15 protein-coding genes and 1 tRNA gene are annotated in these 16,629 nt (G+C 41.6%); 14 read left to right on the plus strand and 2 right to left on the minus strand.

Annotated features, from left to right (window positions below; translation table 11 throughout):
- Positions 1 to 12 precede the first annotated feature (12 nt).
- Positions 13 to 699, plus strand: a complete 687-nt coding sequence (locus G608_RS0107270) for a hypothetical protein (protein ID WP_155833242.1) — start codon at positions 13 to 15, stop codon at positions 697 to 699.
- A 1-nt stretch (position 700) separates the two neighbouring features.
- On the opposite strand, the gene G608_RS0107275 is transcribed toward G608_RS0107270, so the two are convergent.
- The gene (locus G608_RS0107275) at positions 701 to 1,708 is read right to left on the minus strand and encodes a putative manganese transporter (RefSeq protein ID WP_026495479.1); all 1,008 of its coding nucleotides are present in this window, start codon (positions 1,706 to 1,708) and stop codon (positions 701 to 703) included.
- 147 nt (positions 1,709 to 1,855) lie between these two features.
- On the opposite strand from G608_RS0107275, the gene sufC reads away from it, so the two are divergent.
- The 8 genes from sufC (at position 1,856) to G608_RS0107315 (ending at position 9,681) form a co-directional block, all read left to right on the plus strand.
- Entirely contained in the window at positions 1,856 to 2,632 is a 777-nt protein-coding gene (gene sufC, locus G608_RS0107280) for a Fe-S cluster assembly ATPase SufC (RefSeq protein ID WP_026495480.1), read from the plus strand.
- Between the two features lie 21 nt (positions 2,633 to 2,653).
- Positions 2,654 to 4,063 carry a Fe-S cluster assembly protein SufB gene (sufB, locus tag G608_RS0107285; RefSeq protein WP_026495481.1) on the plus strand — a complete coding sequence of 470 codons (1,410 nt, stop codon included), beginning with the start codon at positions 2,654 to 2,656 and terminating at the stop codon, positions 4,061 to 4,063.
- Between the two features lie 42 nt (positions 4,064 to 4,105).
- Positions 4,106 to 5,269 carry a SufB/SufD family protein gene (locus tag G608_RS22335; RefSeq protein WP_051208981.1) on the plus strand — a complete coding sequence of 388 codons (1,164 nt, stop codon included), beginning with the start codon at positions 4,106 to 4,108 and terminating at the stop codon, positions 5,267 to 5,269.
- A gap of 80 nt (positions 5,270 to 5,349) precedes the next feature.
- Positions 5,350 to 6,567, plus strand: a complete 1,218-nt coding sequence (locus G608_RS0107295; protein ID WP_026495482.1) for a SufS family cysteine desulfurase — start codon at positions 5,350 to 5,352, stop codon at positions 6,565 to 6,567.
- A gap of 93 nt (positions 6,568 to 6,660) precedes the next feature.
- A complete protein-coding gene (sufU, locus tag G608_RS0107300; RefSeq protein ID WP_026495483.1) occupies positions 6,661 to 7,122 on the plus strand; it encodes a Fe-S cluster assembly sulfur transfer protein SufU in 462 nt (153 codons plus the stop codon).
- Between the two features lie 216 nt (positions 7,123 to 7,338).
- Positions 7,339 to 7,596: a hypothetical protein gene (locus tag G608_RS0107305; RefSeq protein ID WP_026495484.1), complete on the plus strand. Its 258-nt coding sequence runs from the start codon at positions 7,339 to 7,341 to the stop codon at positions 7,594 to 7,596.
- An 87-nt stretch (positions 7,597 to 7,683) separates the two neighbouring features.
- Positions 7,684 to 8,124 carry a hypothetical protein gene (locus G608_RS0107310; RefSeq protein ID WP_026495485.1) on the plus strand — a complete coding sequence of 147 codons (441 nt, stop codon included), beginning with the start codon at positions 7,684 to 7,686 and terminating at the stop codon, positions 8,122 to 8,124.
- Positions 8,125 to 8,301: 177 nt separating this feature from the next.
- The gene (locus tag G608_RS0107315; protein WP_026495486.1) at positions 8,302 to 9,681 is read left to right on the plus strand and encodes a hypothetical protein; all 1,380 of its coding nucleotides are present in this window, start codon (positions 8,302 to 8,304) and stop codon (positions 9,679 to 9,681) included.
- A gap of 391 nt (positions 9,682 to 10,072) precedes the next feature.
- Here G608_RS0107315 and G608_RS0107320 read toward each other — a convergent pair.
- Positions 10,073 to 10,145: transfer RNA gene (locus G608_RS0107320), tRNA-Lys, on the minus strand.
- A 282-nt stretch (positions 10,146 to 10,427) separates the two neighbouring features.
- Between G608_RS0107320 and G608_RS0107325 the strand changes: the two genes are divergently transcribed.
- The 5 genes from G608_RS0107325 to G608_RS0107345 all read left to right on the plus strand — a co-directional run bounded on the left by G608_RS0107325 (position 10,428) and on the right by G608_RS0107345 (position 16,624).
- Positions 10,428 to 12,119 carry a hypothetical protein gene (locus G608_RS0107325; RefSeq protein ID WP_026495487.1) on the plus strand — a complete coding sequence of 564 codons (1,692 nt, stop codon included), beginning with the start codon at positions 10,428 to 10,430 and terminating at the stop codon, positions 12,117 to 12,119.
- Between the two features lie 38 nt (positions 12,120 to 12,157).
- Positions 12,158 to 12,952 (plus strand): alpha/beta hydrolase, encoded by a 795-nt coding sequence (locus G608_RS0107330; RefSeq protein ID WP_026495488.1) that lies wholly within the window; start codon positions 12,158 to 12,160, stop codon positions 12,950 to 12,952.
- 163 nt (positions 12,953 to 13,115) lie between these two features.
- Complete coding sequence (locus tag G608_RS0107335) at positions 13,116 to 14,720, plus strand: ABC transporter substrate-binding protein (RefSeq protein WP_026495489.1); 1,605 nt, start codon at positions 13,116 to 13,118, stop codon at positions 14,718 to 14,720.
- A gap of 79 nt (positions 14,721 to 14,799) precedes the next feature.
- Positions 14,800 to 15,705 (plus strand): ABC transporter permease, encoded by a 906-nt coding sequence (locus G608_RS0107340; RefSeq protein ID WP_035794947.1) that lies wholly within the window; start codon positions 14,800 to 14,802, stop codon positions 15,703 to 15,705.
- Positions 15,706 to 15,724: 19 nt separating this feature from the next.
- Complete coding sequence (locus G608_RS0107345) at positions 15,725 to 16,624, plus strand: carbohydrate ABC transporter permease (protein WP_026495491.1); 900 nt, start codon at positions 15,725 to 15,727, stop codon at positions 16,622 to 16,624.
- Positions 16,625 to 16,629: the final 5 nt, after the last annotated feature.

Here is a 16,629-nt window from a genome sequence, read left to right on the forward strand (position 1 = left end):
AAAAGGAAGAATATGAAAAAACTATTAGTTACTGTTATTACTGTTTTATCTATAACGATGCTGTCAGCCTGCGGAATGTCCAAGGATAATCAGGCCCTTGCCGAGGCTAAAAGGGAAGAGCTTAGAAGCGCAAGAAAGGCTGCTGAGGAGCTTTATTCCCAGCTCACTGTGGAAACCTTCAGTGATGCGCTCTATAACTTTGAGCAAAAGGAAGAGGAAATCGAGGCTTTAGAATTTAAAAAGGTCAAAAATAAGAATACTGAAGGTGTTCTTATGGCTATGGACAGTCTTATCTCCGATTATCAGTACCTTTGTGGTGAGATGGAAAAGGAGCTTAAGATCGAACAGGACTTAAGCGAGGATATTGCAAAGTATCATGATGTTCTTTGCTATATTGAGAATAAATCCGGGTCAGAATTAAACAGTATGGTAGTTAAGGATTCGGCAGGCGGTGATTCGGGGAATCTTCTTTTTGACGGAATGACTCTTCCATCCGGAAGAATAATCGCCGGTATCACTATCACCTTATATGAAGGAAACTCATATACTCTTGTAACCACAGATACCCTTGGTAATGAGAATACATATGAGCTTTCTTTTGAAAAAGAAATGGCTGACATGGAAGAAAACGGTATTTCCATAATAATAAATGCCCCGGAGAACGGGGCACTTGTAAGTGATTATATTTACAGTGAATGATTTAGATACTAAAACGCAGAAGATCGAGGATCAGACCTGTGAAGGTTCCGATAAGATAAAGGATACCTGTTATCTGCAGGTTTCTGACCTTTCCTTCATTTACTCTGTAGAGGATAAGCAGTCCTACACCTGCGCCAACCAGAAGACCTGACATCATGGTTCCGAAGGTGATCATGCTGTTAAGATACAGAGTAGTGATTATGATAGAAGCAGCGCAGTTGGGAATAAGTCCTATTATTCCTGCAAGTACGTGACTTACCACGGCATTTCTGTTAAGGAAGGCTGAGATGGTATCTTCACCAATAAGCTCTATCAGTGTATTAAGCACGAAGGTGAAAATCAGCACATAAATAAAGATGTGCAGTGTATGTATAAATGCGGATTTAAAGATATTTCCATGTCCCTCGTGGGAGTGCTCGTGAGGAGTATGGGTCTCCTTAGCAATCTTTGCCTTGCTGATTTTCTGATTGTCAGCTGAAGCGTCATCACTTCTACCTCTGTGGGCTGAGATTTTAGGACTGTCCTCCTCGCAGTGACAATGCTCTCTTTTACATAGCTCTTCAATTCTGACAGGGTCGTTCTCGGCTCTTTTTTTGTATCTCCTGTAGCTCCTTAAGATAAAGTCCACAAGGAATCCGTAGAAAATACCAAGAGCTGCCTTAACGGCAATAATTTTTACCATTCTGTCAGCAGCTATTTCATTCGATGATATGAAAAGCGGCAGCATCTCATCTGAGGTTGACAGATAGATGGCTATCAGGGTTCCGAGGGTAATTACGCGGCCTGCATAAAGGTTAGATGCGGCAGCAGAGAACCCGCACTGGGGAAATGCTCCTATGATTCCACCAAAGAGTGGTCCGAATTTTCCGGCCTTCTGAACTATCTGCTGGGTTTTATCCCCTGTCCTGTGCTCTAAGTACTCCATAATGAGGTAGGTTATAAACAAAAAGGGCAGCAGCTTAAAGCCATCTATTAGCGTATCCAGAATTACATCTGATAAGAATTCCATTTTTTCTCCATTCGTTTTTCAAATTTTGCGAAACATTATCATATACATTTAAGCACACTTAATGATATATGTGCAAATTTGTGTTATAATCAGTTGGATTATGCGCAGATAATGATATTTGTATAGTTATTAAGGAGTACATATAATATGTCAGAACAGTCTTTATTACAGGTTAAAAATCTTTCTGCATCAGTAGAAGATCTGCCTATTTTACACGACATAAATCTTGAGATTAAGCCCGGAGAAACCCATGTTTTAATGGGACCTAACGGTGCGGGTAAATCTACACTTGGTTACACACTTATGGGTAACCCTCACTATAAAATTACTGAGGGCTCGATCATTTTTGACGGCCAGGACCTTACAAATGAGGCCGCTGATAAGAGAGCCAAGGCAGGAATGTTTTTATCATTTCAGAATCCTCTTGAGGTTCCCGGTATTTCACTGGGAAGCTTCATAAGGAATGCTTATCATGAGCAGACAGGTAAGCCCGTTAAGCTTCTTCAGTACAAGAAGCAGCTTGCAGAGGCTATGGACCTTCTTACCATGGATTCAGAGTACGCTGACCGTGATCTGAACGTAGGATTTTCAGGCGGTGAGAAGAAAAAGGCTGAAATTCTTCAGCTGCTTATGCTCAAGCCCAAGCTTGCGATCCTCGACGAGACAGATTCAGGTCTTGACGTAGATGCTGTAAGAACAGTATCCAAGGGAATTCAGGAGTATCAGAAGCAGAAGGACGGAGCGCTTCTTATCATCACTCACTCCACCAAGATCTTAGAGTCTCTTCATGTTGATTATACTCACGTACTTGTTAAGGGACGCATCATCACTACAGGAGATGCCAGACTTGTTGAAGAGATCAATGAGAACGGTTTCGAGAAGTATGTAAGATGTGAAGGCTGCAGTGGCTGCGACACTATTTGATAATTAGTTAAGGATAAAAAGATGGCAGAAAATAATAAGACGGTCGTTGATATTGACCGCAGTGTCTATGATATAAAGGATGTGGAGAACGAGCAGGACTTCTACCGCATGGAGGACGGTTTTACCGAGGATATCGTTAGGAAGATCTCAGAGGAAAAGCACGATCCCGAGTGGATGAGGCAGTTCAGACTTGATTCTCTAAAGATATATAACGAGCTTGAGATGCCTGATTGGGGCCCTGATACAGACGGCCTTGATATGAATCTCATTTCCTCCTATGTTCGCTCAAAATCAGATATGAAGGGCAAGTGGGAGGATGTTCCCGAGGATATCAAGAACACCTTTGAAAGACTGGGTATCCCGGAAGCAGAGCGTGAATCTCTTGCAGGTGTAGGTGCTCAGTACGACTCAGAGCTTGTTTACCACAATGTTAAGGATGAAGTTGCAAACCAGGGCGTTATTTATACAGATATGGAAAGTGCCCTTACAGGCGAGTATGCGGATATGGTTCATGAGTATTTCATGAAGCTGGTTCCGCCCACAGACCACAAGTATGCAGCTCTTCACGGAGCAGTATGGTCAGGCGGCTCATTTGTATATGTACCCAAGGGAGTAAAGGTTGATATCCCTCTGCAGTCATATTTTAGACTTAATGCTGCAGGTGCAGGTCAGTTTGAGCATACACTTATCATCGTTGATGAAGGCGCTGACCTTCATTTCATCGAGGGATGCTCAGCTCCCAAGTACAATGTTGCGAACCTTCATGCAGGCTGCGTTGAGCTTTTTGTAAAAAAGAATGCGAGACTTCGCTATTCAACCATAGAGAACTGGTCCAAGAACATGTATAACCTCAATACCAAGCGTGCGCTTGTAGAAGAGGGTGCAAGAATGGAATGGGTTTCCGGTTCCTTTGGTTCACATACATCATATCTGTATCCAATGACCATCCTTAAGGGTGACCACTCTACAATGGAGTACACAGGTATCACCTTTGCGGGAAAAGGTCAGAACCTTGATACAGGTGCCAAGGTAGTTCATCAGGGTAAATACACTTCTTCAGTGATTTCGACAAAGTCTATTTCAAAATCAGGCGGAATCGGAACCTACAGAAGTTCAGTTATCATTAATAAAGAAGCTAAGCATGCCAAGACTTCAGTTTCCTGCGATTCACTTATGCTGGATTCCATTTCACGTGCGGATACAATCCCCGGAATGGATATCAGAACCGATGATGCTGATGTAGGACACGAGGCAAAGATCGGACGTATCAGTGATGAAGCAGTATTTTATCTGATGTCCAGAGGTCTTTCCGAGGAGGATGCAAGAGCCATGATCGTCAGCGGCTTTGCTAATCCTGTTTCCAAGGAGCTTCCTCTTGAGTATGCAGTTGAGATGAATAACCTAATTAAGCTTGAGATGTCAGGAGGCTGATAGTAGCTTCTTACACACAGTTGGTTACAAAAGGACAAAAACATGGATTTAAAGATGAAAGTAAATCACTTGCCTGCACTGACTTACAGATTTCTTAGGTCAAACAGCAGCGAGATTGATGTAAATGATTTGTATATTGAGAATACAAAGACTCCTGAGCCTGATATGATTCCAGCGGCAGTAACTGTTAAAAGTGATGCCATAAAGAGCGATGTTCAGGATGTTTTTGCAGAGGTTAATGACAAGATCAAGGCTAAGCAGACTGAGCTTCCAGGGCCTAACGGCGATACAGCACCTTTCAATGCGGGACAGATCGTTCGCACAGGTATGGGCGTAGAAGTCGATAACCTTATGGATGAAATGAACGTACCTGTTATGATCATCACAGCAGATGAGGGTTATAAGGTTGAAGAGCCTGTTCACATTAAGTATTCTCTTAAGGATGGTGAATGCGTACTTGGAAGTCAGGTTATCTGTGCAAAGAAGGGTTCAGAAATAACAGTTATCATGGAGTATGAATCCGAAGCAGATGCAAAGGGCTTTCTTGGAATAAGCACCAGATTTCTTGCAGAAGAAGGAGCAAAGATAAACCTTGTTAAGGTACAGATGCTTAGCGAAGGCTTTATTCATTTTGATGATATAGGCGGCGTATGTGATGACAAGGCAGATATTGAGACCATCACAATGCAGCTTGGCGCAGGTAAGACCTGGGGTGGTACAAGAGTAACACTTCTTGGAAGAAAGAGTATTTTCAATAACCACACAGGTTACCTTTGCAGACATACACAGGAATATGACATGAACTATGTTGCAGATCAGTACGGACAAAAGACTGAGTCCAACATGGTTTTTAGAGGAGTACTTCTTGATAATGCGGTTAAGACGTTCAGAGGAACTCTTGATTTTAAGACAGGAAGTGCCGGATCTGTGGGTGATGAGCAGGAGGATACACTGCTTCTTAGCCCTGATGTTGTAAACAGGACTATGCCGGTAATCCTTTGCGGAGAGGAAGATGTGGATGGTCGCCATGGTGCATCTATCGGTCAGCTTGGAGATGACACTCTTTTCTATATGGAGAGCAGAGGAATCGATGAGGATGCTGCCAAAAAGCTTATGGTCCGTGCCCGCATGGAATCTATAGCCCGCATGATACCGGATGAAGCGCTGATTGTTCGCATCCAGCAATACATCAGAACGATACTGTAATTTATTTACTATAATTTTGCCTTCATGATTTAGGACGAGGGGTGTCTAAAGAGCGGAAGAAGGCTGGAAAGAGTGACTACATGACACCTGAGGATTTCAGAAAAGATTTCCCCATACTTGGAAAAGGGGACTACATTTATTTTGATAATGCTGCCACATCTCAGAGACCCACTGCGGTTGTGGATGCTATAAAGGATTTTTATGAAAATTCCAATGCAAATCCCTTAAGAGGTCTCTACGACTGGAGCGTTGACGCCACAGAGAGATATGAGCATGCAAGACAGGTGGTTGCTGACTTTATTGGAGCAGCATCTGCTGAGGAGATCATATTTACCAGAAATACCACAGAATCCATGAATCTTGTGGCTTACAGTTATGGCCTTTCTAATGTAAATGAAGGCGATGAAGTGGTTATCACTGTGATGGAGCATCATAGCAATATTCTTCCCTGGCAGATGGTGTGCCGTGAGAAAAAGGCAAAGCTCATCTATCTGGAGCCTGATGAAGAAGGCGTGATCACAGAGGCTGAATATAAGAGCAAGATTACTGATAAGGCAAAAATCGTGTCTATCGGGCATGTTTCAAATGTATTTGGAATAACCAATCCCGTTAAGGAGATTGCGGCTTACGCTCATGAAAAGGGCGCTACAGTTGTTATGGACGGTGCTCAGGCAGCTCCCCATATTCCTGTTAATGTGCAGGAGCTTGATGCTGATTTTTATGCATTATCAGGACACAAGCTCATGGCTCCCATGGGAATCGGCGTACTTTATGGTAAAAAGGCTATTCTTGAGAATATGAAGCCATTCCTTACAGGCGGCGAGATGATCGAGTATGTTACAAGAGAGGATGCCACTTATGCAGAGCTTCCTCATAAGTTCGAGGCAGGAACCGTCAATGCGGCAGGAGCTGTCGGATTAGAAGCAGCTATTAAATATCTTCAGAAGGTTGGCTTTGATTTTATAAGCAAGCAGGAAGAAAAACTCACTGTCCGCATGATGGAAGGCATGAAAAAGCTTTCTTACATTAAGATTTATGGATCATCAGATCCTAAAAAGCACAGCGGAATAGTTACCTTCACAATGGATGGGGTTCATCCTCATGATATTTCCTCAGTTTTAAATGATGATCATGTATGCGTAAGGGCAGGACATCACTGTGCGCAGCCTCTTATGCAGTTTATAGGTGCAGGATCAACGGCAAGAGCCAGTGTATATTTCTATAATACAGAGGAAGAGGTAGACAGATTCTTAGAGCACCTTTCCAAGGTCCGCGCTGTTATGGGATATGAGGACTGATAATTATTTTAAGAAAGACAATTAAAATAATGCCTTCTCCCTTGGGAGAAGGTGGCACGAAGTGCCGGATGAGGGTTTTAGAAAGGCAATATAATGGATTTAAAGGGTTTATACAGAGAAATAGTTAACGAGCACAATTTAAGACCTGTACACAAGGGAGAGATGGAGAATCCCGATCTTGTGCTAAGGGGCGTAAACCCCAGCTGCGGAGATGATATTACATTGCAGCTGAAGGTAGTAGACGGCGTTATTGATGATGCAATGTTCAGCGGATCTGGCTGCGCTATTTCACAGGCTTCTGTGGATATGATGGCAGATCAGATCATTGGCAGATCCAAAGAGGATGCAATTAAGCTCGCAGGAACCTTTATGGGAATGATCAAGGGTGAGATCAAAGAAGAAGAGCAGCTTGAAGAACTTGATGAGGCAGCAGCACTTCAGGATATTTCACACATGCCTGCCAGAGTAAAGTGCGCGGTACTTGGATGGAAGACTATGCAGGAGATGCTTGAGCATCCTGAAAAAGCCGGAAGTGTAAGCACAGAAGGCGAATGAAACCCGGAGCTGTGGTCATTAAAACCTGGGGAACAGATATCGGGAAATGTCAGATAATTATTTATATTATCAGATGTTGCGTAAACTATTGCCGCAACTCGCTAAATTATGTGATTAACAGGGAATTAATGAGGAGATTAAGTCCTTTTTTTATTTTTGCTGTTAATATAAAATTATTTTCGTGAGGGGAGAACTCGAAAAGGAGAAGAAGGGGAAATGAAAAGAGTTTTAGGAATAGTAATGGCAGCTGTACTTACAGTGTCATCACTAGGAGGGTTCGGAGGCCTTAAGGTTAAGGCAGCCGAGACAAATGTTTCGAGAGAAACAGCACTTGAAATCGGCAATGATGATTTTAAAACAGGTTCACTTACAAAGGAAGAGTCAAAGGTTGGCCGCTGGTATAAGTTCACAAACTATTCTAATCAGTGTTCTTATGCTGAAGTAACAATGTCACAGACAGATGGAGACGTTTGACCTAATTTTGAGTTCTTCTACAAGAATGGCAAGAGTACCGGTCATTCAGGTTTCTTTACAGGTGACGGTGAGACAGTAGTTATCGGCATGGAAGCTCATGAAACAATTTATCTTCACATCCACAGCGATGGTTGGAGAAGTGGTTTTTCAACTTACGTAAAGATCACTCTTGAAGAGCCAAATGATTTCAAAACAGTAAAGAAGACAGTTAAGTCAGGAAAGAACATTTACGGAACAATCGAGCATGATACTGATGTAGACGTTTTCAAGATTAAGCCTAAGAAGACAGGCACAATGATAATTAAGATCACAAACAATGATCTTGGAAATGACTTATCTCACCTTAATTACACCGTATACAACAAATCTAAGAGAGCTAAGGCTAACGGCAGAGTTGACTATGGTAAGACAACAAAGGTAAAGCTTAAGGTTAAGAAGAACCAGCCTATCTATGTAAAGCTTGATGGTTATTTCTTCTGTGCTCGCAGAGAAAACGGAACCTATGTAATAGGTACAAAGATTAAATAATTAGAATGTTTTATGGCTCCCGGAATCATAATGATTTCGGGAGTTTTTATTTTTTGAGTGCATTTTTAATTTTATGCGTGTAATTTTTTATTCTGCTGCATATATATTTAAGTAACAAGAAAAATTATATGTACGCTTAAAAAAATATTTCTTATGAGCGTGGCAAGGAGGGGAATAATGCCAAAGCAGGAAGTAGTTGAGATCGAAAATAGAGATTATGAAATCAGACACTTAAACGGTGCGTATAATAAACTGTTTGGATTTCCAAAAGCGAATTATAACCTGGGTCAGCTTTCTGATCTGCTCGAAACACGTCTTGAAAATCAGAATCAGAAAAACGCTTTGAGAGCGTATATGAATGCAATAGCAAACGATGAAACAGGAACTGAGACACTGAACGCAGTAACAGTATTTAGTAAATTTTTAAAAGACGAGCTTGATACAAGAGGCCTTATGAGTGAACTTTCCAGACTAAGCAAAAGTAGTGTGGAGCAGATGACCTTTAACAGCCATGATAATCTTGATATTGTAATTGAGTATGCTGAAGAAGAGCTGAAAAAGCTTAATAAGGGTGAAAAAAAAGAACCTGTAAAGAAAATCAGTTTTAATGATATAAAGACTATGAAGCATGAAGAAGTGCTTGATGAGCCACAGCATGAGATTAATATTGATAAGCTTAATTTGGATGAAGACCAAAGGGATAAGTTTATTGAATCAAAGTATGATGTTGAAACTATCAGAGTAATGATCGAAGGAAAACTCAAGAGTGACAATCAGAAGAAAGTTGTTAGAGCAGTACTGAACGGATGCTCGAAAAAAGGTTTTGATTGTGATGGTTTTCTCAAGAAATTCATTAAACACAGTAATGCTCTCATTAATGGCGATAAGTTAGCATCCACTTATATGGAGGATTTAGACAAAGAGCTTAAGTATGCAACTCATTTTAGTAAACACAGACCATTCCTGAGTGAAGCAGGAGAGCTTGCATCAAAAGAGGCTAACAAAAAGACACTTGGCAATGCGTCAAAAGTGAATGGATTTTTAGACAGTATGGATTCACAGAAGGATGAATTCCCGGCTGTAAGCAGAGAATCCTGTGAGTTTTTCCATACAATTACTGCAGATGCCAAAAATGCAAAGAGTGGCATTAGGAATTCAAAGCAATATAAGAGTTTTTATACGGAACTGAAAAAAGCATCGGAACTTATGGATAAGCTGTATTTGCTTTCAAATAATGGTGGAGAATCTATACGATTAACAGGAATTAAAAATAAAGATCTCAAAACGGATCTGCTTCCGTTTGCTAAGGATGGTAAGGTCATCAAACGCGAGGATATTATGACCGCCTACCAGCAGACTATGGAGAATGTTAAAAAATACGCCAAAGACTATGAGAATTATAAATTTAAGACTAAAACAGAAGATAAGAAAAGAGAACCCGGAAAGAAGCTGGTTAATTCAGACGACAAGAAAAAGCTTAAGCTGACAGCAGTCTTTACCGGTGAGAATGGCTATGACACATACATAAAGAAAAATAGTAAGAGTAAAGCATTATAACGCCACGCAAGATTCGAATGGAAAGAGAGCCATGCCGACAAACTCGAAACCGCTGCGCTTCTGTCTTCGCTCCGCTTCGGGCGGCGCTAAACAGACGTCCCCCGGACGTCTAGCGCCCTCGTTGTCGCGGCATTCGCCGTATAAAATAAAAGATATAGATTCCCCTATGTGAGCAAGATTCGCACGAGGGGATGAGCCACGCAGATTCGAAATTTACTACGTAAATTTCTCATTGTCGCGGCATTCGCCGCATATAAAAAATAGAAGGAAAAGTCTCTTATGTGAGTAAACTCCCAAGAGTCTTTTCCTTCTATTTTTCCTGCGTGGCTCATTGCTGACGCGCAAAAAAAGTACCGCCCCATGGGATATACCCACAAAACAGTACTCGGCGTGCGCCTCCAGGGGCTCGAACCCTGGACACCCTGATTAAGAGTCAGGTGCTCTACCAACTGAGCTAGAAGCGCATCTTTATTGGTGTTCGTGTCGCTGTCTCAACGACAAGTGATATATTACTACGGATTTTTTAATAATGCAAGCATTTTTTTAAAAAATTTTCAATTTTTTATTTTTTTCTTAGAAATGGCTTAAAATGGCGCTTTTGATTTAATCATTAGCACTGTTTTTTTATATTATGACACAAAATTAAAAAAATAGTTCTCAAATTTTAAAGAGATGAGGAAGGAAAGCTTCTATATTTTTTTATAGAGAATGGTAACAATCTTTCAAATAGAGGAGGTGTGATATAAGTGGAACCTATTAGAGAAGTAGCCACGCACGAATATCCGGATGGGGGATATATTACGACAATGGAGATCGAGGAGCATGAGATCTTTGTGTATCAGGGAAAAGATACCATGCACAGCGATGTTATCAATTACGGATTTTCTGCTCCGACACTGCTTGTTCTTGGGGACAGTGCATTTAGCAGAGATGAGGCGGCAGAATATGCCAAAGAAAACGGACTTTCCGATATTGCAGGAGAAAACGGCGGTAGCGTTATATTCCTTAATCCGCAAAAGGGTAAGGGCTGGGATACAGAGCCTTACGGCTTATATGAGAAGGTGATGGGGAAATTAAAGCTTACCCAGTGGGGCTTTGATCATGGCATTGTCTATGATGACAAGATACCAAAGAACTTCTTTGAAGAGCAGATGAGGAAGGAGCATCCCCTTGAGGATGAGACACCTGAGTACTTTATCCTGGGAAGCTCTGTTGCGGTTTATGTTTTTGCAAAGGGAAAGGGTGCTGATTATATAGGAAGATTCTATTTAAAGCATGTTGAGGGAAGCACTTATCTTGGAGACCTTGGAGAAGGAGATCTCACGATAACGGCAGCATTACTTGAAAAAATGAATGAAGCTCCGATTATCACAAGCAAGGAAATACATCTGGTATCAGTGGGAAACGAGGAGATAATAAATTCTGTTTTCTTAAGTAGCGGGGCTGTTGTAAACGTTTATAAGGAGCTTGATATAAGGGAGCAGTATGACGGCTGCATGGGCGATTATAAGCGTTGGAAGAACAGAGTAATGAAGGCTGACAACTGGCGAAAGGAGGGCATCGTAATGGAGCCGGAGACGCTGGTTGTCACCACCTGCGAAGACAATCATGCAAAGGGAATCAAAAGACCTGAGCATACGGTTGGAATCGTGAATTTCTATGGAAAGGACATGGATGTTCATGATGAGAAAAATAAAAAGCCTCTTATGCTTTGCTTCCACGGCGGCGGAGACAGCGCTGTTGCGACAGCTATGATAGGCGGATGGCCACAGATAGCCAAGGAGAACGGTTTTATTGTGAGTGCTGTTGAGATGCATCTGGAAGTTCCCGCAACTGAGGTTATGGAAGTACTTGAGCATCTTAAGAAGGAATTTGCCATAGATGAGACAAAGATATATGCTACAGGCTTTTCCATGGGCGGAATAAAGAGCTGGGATCTGTATCAGGAATACCCCAAAGCCTTTGCGGGACTTGCTCCCATGAATGCAACTGTTGATGTGGGAGAAAATTCGCAGTTTGAGAAGATTGGCAAAGTAAACAGAGAGGTTATGGTGCCTGTTTTCTATAACGCAGGCGAAGAATCACCTCTTGCCGAACTTCCAAGACAGGAAGAGAAATGCTTTAACAGAATCAAATATCTGTTTGAAGTAAATAAGGTTAAGAAAACCTATGATGTTATGTTTGAAGATAAAGAGAGCTGGAAGGATCAGTGCTACGGTGTCGGCGGAGATATCACAAGGCAGTTTGACGATAAGGATTATCCCGAGTGCATAACAACTGTCAGATATTATGAAAGTGAGGATGGCGAAATTTATACAGCCCTTAGCTCAGTAAGTCATCATAAGCATGACATCAGACCAAATACCTGCAGGATCGCATGGGATTTCCTTAAGAAATTCAGAAGAACTGCTGATGGCAAAATTGTAATAGAGAAATAATCACATAAAACAATGTATGAAAAAAGAAGGGAGAAGACATGTCACTATTTCACATTAATTACTTTTCACAATCACTTGCAAAGCTTACTGAGATTTACATTGTAGCTCCTGATGATGTTAACGAGCTTATGACGAAGGATAATCCGGCATACGATCGTCCGGCAAAGCTTCTTATTTTGCTTCACGGATATTCGGGAAATGCTGCAGACTGGGTTACAGGAAGTCCTATCAGAGAGATGGCAGGAAAATACAATCTGGTTGTTGCAATGCCGTCAGGCGATAACAGCTTTTATCTGAATGCGAAGCACACAGGCGGAAAATATCAGACCTACATAGGAGAAGAGCTGGTTTCTTATGTAAGAAAGCTCTTTAATCTTTCGGATAAGAGGGAGGATACCTTCATAGGAGGCTTCTCCATGGGCGGATTCGGTGCATTACATACAGGTCTTGAGTATCCTGAGACCTTCTCAAGGGTTATAGCACTGTCAAGTGCAAATATTGTTGAAGGACTTGCAATGATGCCGGATGATAATCCCATTGCCAATAAGGACTATTACAGACTGTGGTTTGGCGATCTTGAAGAGGCAGCAAAAACTCATGCAAATCCCAGGGTGCAGCTTGAAGCCATTAAGGCAGAAGGTAAGATAGCTCCCGCCGTATGGATGGCATGCGGTACAGAGGATTTTGGCTATGAAGGAAACAAGGCTCTTAGAGATCTGCTAAAAGAAAACGACATTGATGTTACTTATCATGAAGGTCCCGGTGAGCATAACTGGACATTCTGGAATTCATGCCTTGAGCCATCCCTTAAGTGGCTCTTTGGAATTGAATAATTTAATAGATGTGTCAATTTTTAAAATCCATGAGTCATTATTAGAAGTGGCGCAGGGGATATATCTATATACTTAAATCTAACAGGGGAGAACCCCCAAAACACGTATACCATTTGGTATCTGATGAAGGGTCAGATTTTCTTATGGAAAAAGGAGGATAACTGTGAAAAAGAAATTGCTTTCAATGATTCTGGCGATGAGTATGACGGTCCTGACAGCCTGTGGTGGTTCAGGCTCAGCTGATCAGGTGAGTGAGGATACCGGATCTTCAACAACTGAGACTGCGCAGTCCACCGAAACAACAGATACTGCTGATGCAGGGGAGGCAGAGCAGCAGAGCTGGGACAGCATCTCAAATGTAACTTTGTATTATCCTGTTTACTTCAATATGCCTAGTGAAGGTGGTATTGCTAGTGTTCAGGAGGAGCTTAATAAGTATCTTGAGCCCAAGATCGGCGTAGATATTGAGCTTCATCCCGTAGATATGTTCCAGTATACGGATCAGATCAATCTTGTTTTATCAAGTGGAGACCAGGTAGACATTTTCATGCCTCTTGCAGGTCTTAGCACCTATGTTACAAAGGGACAGGTTCTTCCCATGGATGACTATGTAGATTCCATGAAGGAAGCTATCGATCTTATGGGCGAGGACTTCATGAAGTCTTCATACGTAAACGGATCACTTTATTCACTTCCTGTTTATAAGGCAAATACATTCCAGTGGTACTTCATGTGCAGAAAGGATCTTGCAGATGAAGCAGGAGTTGATCTTGACAGCATAAACAGCGTGGCAGATCTTGAGGACCTTCTTACAAAGGTTCATGAGAACCATCCTGATATTTATCCGCTTTGCCCTACAAATCCCAACACATTCATGCTGATCAACGCAGCTGATGGCCCTGAAGCAGATGTAGATATCGACTATCTTGGCGACAACCCGGAATCCTGCACAGGTGCTGTTATCGGCAACACTGGAAAGGTTGAAAATTTCTATGCATCCGATGCCTTCAAGAAAATGGTAGAGAGAGCATACGATTGGAACCAGAAGGGTCTCCTTATGCCTGAGGCATCTGTATCACCTGACATCGCATCAGACCTTATCGCAGCAGGCAGAGGCTTTGGTAGTGTAATCGGTTATGGTTATCCTATGAGTGAGGCTATGGCTAACAGCGGAACCTATGGCGATTATGAGATGACATGGGCAACTTGCGGAACAGACCTTATGCAGAGTTCAGCATTCAGCAACCAGTTCAGTCTTGGATATACATCAGCTGATCCTGCAGCAGCATGCAGACTTATGAACCTTCTTTGGACAGATGAATATGTAATTAACACAATCATCTATGGTCTTGAGGGTGAGGATTATGTAATTCCTGATGGCTTCGATCCTGCAAATGCAATGCCCGATTATCCGGAAGGCGTAACAGCTGAGACAGCTCCTTACCAGGCAAGAGTATCCTGCGGATGCTTTGGTAACAACTTCCTTATGTATGGTTTCATGGGAGATGTTAAGGACTTTGGTATGGACCTTATCAACAACAGCAAGAAGTCCGATTACTTAGGATTCCTCTTTGACGGATCTAATGTTAAGACAGAGATCACTGCAGTAAACAACGTAATAAGCCAGTACTACACAGGCCTTGAGTGCGGTGAGATGAATCCTGACGAGACACTGCCTAAGTTTATCTCTGAACTTGAAGCAGCCGGAATCGACACAATCATTGCTGAAAAGCAGTCACAGCTTGACAGCTGGTTAGCACAGCAGTAATAAGCACTTAAAAATTCTCCGCCTGTAAGCTTTTCCGTTAAGGAGACAGGCGGAGATTTTATTAGGAGATATCACCACTATGAAGAAAAAACACAACCTGAAAAGAGATATTCCTTTCTTTATAATGCTTTTACCTGCCATGATCTATCTTTTGATCAACAGCTATTTTCCTATGTTTGGTATATTTATTGCCTTTAAAAATATTAATTACCAAAAGGGAATATTCGGAAGTGACTGGGCAGGCTTTAAGAATTTCGAATTCCTTTTTAAAACAAAGGATGCCGGAATAATGCTAAGAAATACACTTGGATATAATGTACTGTTTATAGTGCTCGGCATTGTTCTTTCCGTAACCCTTGCAATTATGCTTAACGAGGTAGGAAGAACGTTTTTGGCTAAGATCGCACAGCCTTTGATTATTTTCCCGAATATTATTTCCATGGTAATCGTGGCATATATTGTATTTGCATTCTTAAATGCACAGACAGGTTTTATTGATAAGACCATATTAAAAAATATGCCAATCTCCTGGTACAGTGAACCAAAATACTGGCCGGTGATACTGACAATCGTAAATATCTGGAGGGCTACAGGCTACGGTTCAATCATTTATATGTCCAGCATAGCGGGAATTGATGCTGAATTGTATGAGGCAGCACGAGTTGATGGTGCTACAAGACTGCAGCAGATTTTCCATATCATGATACCGCTCCTTAAGCCTACAGTTGTAATAATGGTACTTATGGCTATTTCTAAAATCTTTAATTCGGATTTCGGATTGTTCTATCAGGTACCTATGAACTCAGGTGCGCTTTATAACACTACGCAGACAATTGATACATACGTATACCGGGCACTTATGGAGCTTAGCGATATAGGAATGTCATCGGCTGCAAGTGTATTCCAGTCTGTTGTTGGATTTGTACTGGTTCTTACGGCTAACAAGGTTGTAGCCAAAGTCGATGCAGATAACAGATTATTCTGATTACGGGAAGGAAAAACAGATGAAGAATAAAAAACGTGGAAATGAAAAAGTATTTTTCATAGTTGCAGGAGTTATAGTTGCACTTTTTGCACTGTTCTGCTTTATGCCTATCCTGTTGGTAATTTCTGCATCACTTACAGATGAGCAGGCTCTTATAGCTGACGGATACAGATTTCTTCCTTCAAAGTTCAGCTTCGATGCCTATACCTATCTGTGGAGACAGCACCTTATGATAGGCAGAGCCTATGGAATATCACTCTTTGTATCATTTTTCGGAACAGCTCTTGGCGTAGCAATTACAATACTTGCTTCATATCCTCTTTCAAGAACATCCTTTAGGTGGAGAAATCTTTTTACCTTCATAATTTTCTTCACGATGCTCTTTAACGGTGGTGTAGTAAGTTCATACATGGTATGGACCAGGATATTCCATATTAAAAATACAATCTGGGCTCTGGTTTTCCCAAATTATCTTGTGGGAGCCTTCAATATCATTCTGGTAAAGAATTATTATCAGAACAACATCCCTGCTGCGCTTGTGGAAGCAGCTAAGCTTGACGGTGCCACAGAGTTTCAGATTTTCAGAAAGGTCATGGTTCCGCTTTCAAAGCCTGTAATTGTGACAATTACAATGTTCAGCGGCCTTGCATATTGGAATGACTGGACGAATGGATTATACTACATAAATAAAAAAGAGCTGTTCAGCGTACAGCTTATGCTTAATGAAATTCAGCAGAACGTCATGCTTCTCAGAACAGCAAACGAGAGAATGGGTATTGCAGTAAACCAGGCTGACATTCCGAGTAATGGTGTCAGAATGGCCATAGCGATAATTGCACTTCTTCCTATCATGATCATTTTTCCGATCATCCAGAAGGAGCTTATAAAGGGTGTAGTTATTGGAGCGGTAAAGGGATAAAGCTT

It is taken from the genome of Butyrivibrio sp. WCD3002 (assembly GCF_000424265.1).
Classification (GTDB): Bacteria; Bacillota; Clostridia; order Lachnospirales; family Lachnospiraceae; genus Butyrivibrio.

Excerpts from the sequence above, each read along its gene's own strand:
- G608_RS0107270 (WP_155833242.1), top strand. The coding sequence starts at position 13 with ATGAAAAAACTATTAGTTACTGTTATTACTGTTTTATCTATAACGATG.
- G608_RS0107275 (WP_026495479.1), bottom strand. The coding sequence starts at position 1,708 with ATGGAATTCTTATCAGATGTAATTCTGGATACGCTAATAGATGGCTTT.
- sufC (WP_026495480.1), top strand. The coding sequence starts at position 1,856 with ATGTCAGAACAGTCTTTATTACAGGTTAAAAATCTTTCTGCATCAGTA.
- sufB (WP_026495481.1), top strand. The coding sequence starts at position 2,654 with ATGGCAGAAAATAATAAGACGGTCGTTGATATTGACCGCAGTGTCTAT.
- G608_RS22335 (WP_051208981.1), top strand. The coding sequence starts at position 4,106 with ATGGATTTAAAGATGAAAGTAAATCACTTGCCTGCACTGACTTACAGA.
- G608_RS0107295 (WP_026495482.1), top strand. The coding sequence starts at position 5,350 with ATGACACCTGAGGATTTCAGAAAAGATTTCCCCATACTTGGAAAAGGG.
- sufU (WP_026495483.1), top strand. The coding sequence starts at position 6,661 with ATGGATTTAAAGGGTTTATACAGAGAAATAGTTAACGAGCACAATTTA.
- G608_RS0107305 (WP_026495484.1), top strand. The coding sequence starts at position 7,339 with ATGAAAAGAGTTTTAGGAATAGTAATGGCAGCTGTACTTACAGTGTCA.
- G608_RS0107310 (WP_026495485.1), top strand. The coding sequence starts at position 7,684 with ATGGAAGCTCATGAAACAATTTATCTTCACATCCACAGCGATGGTTGG.
- G608_RS0107315 (WP_026495486.1), top strand. The coding sequence starts at position 8,302 with ATGCCAAAGCAGGAAGTAGTTGAGATCGAAAATAGAGATTATGAAATC.
- G608_RS0107330 (WP_026495488.1), top strand. The coding sequence starts at position 12,158 with ATGTCACTATTTCACATTAATTACTTTTCACAATCACTTGCAAAGCTT.
- G608_RS0107340 (WP_035794947.1), top strand. The coding sequence starts at position 14,800 with ATGAAGAAAAAACACAACCTGAAAAGAGATATTCCTTTCTTTATAATG.
- G608_RS0107345 (WP_026495491.1), top strand. The coding sequence starts at position 15,725 with ATGAAGAATAAAAAACGTGGAAATGAAAAAGTATTTTTCATAGTTGCA.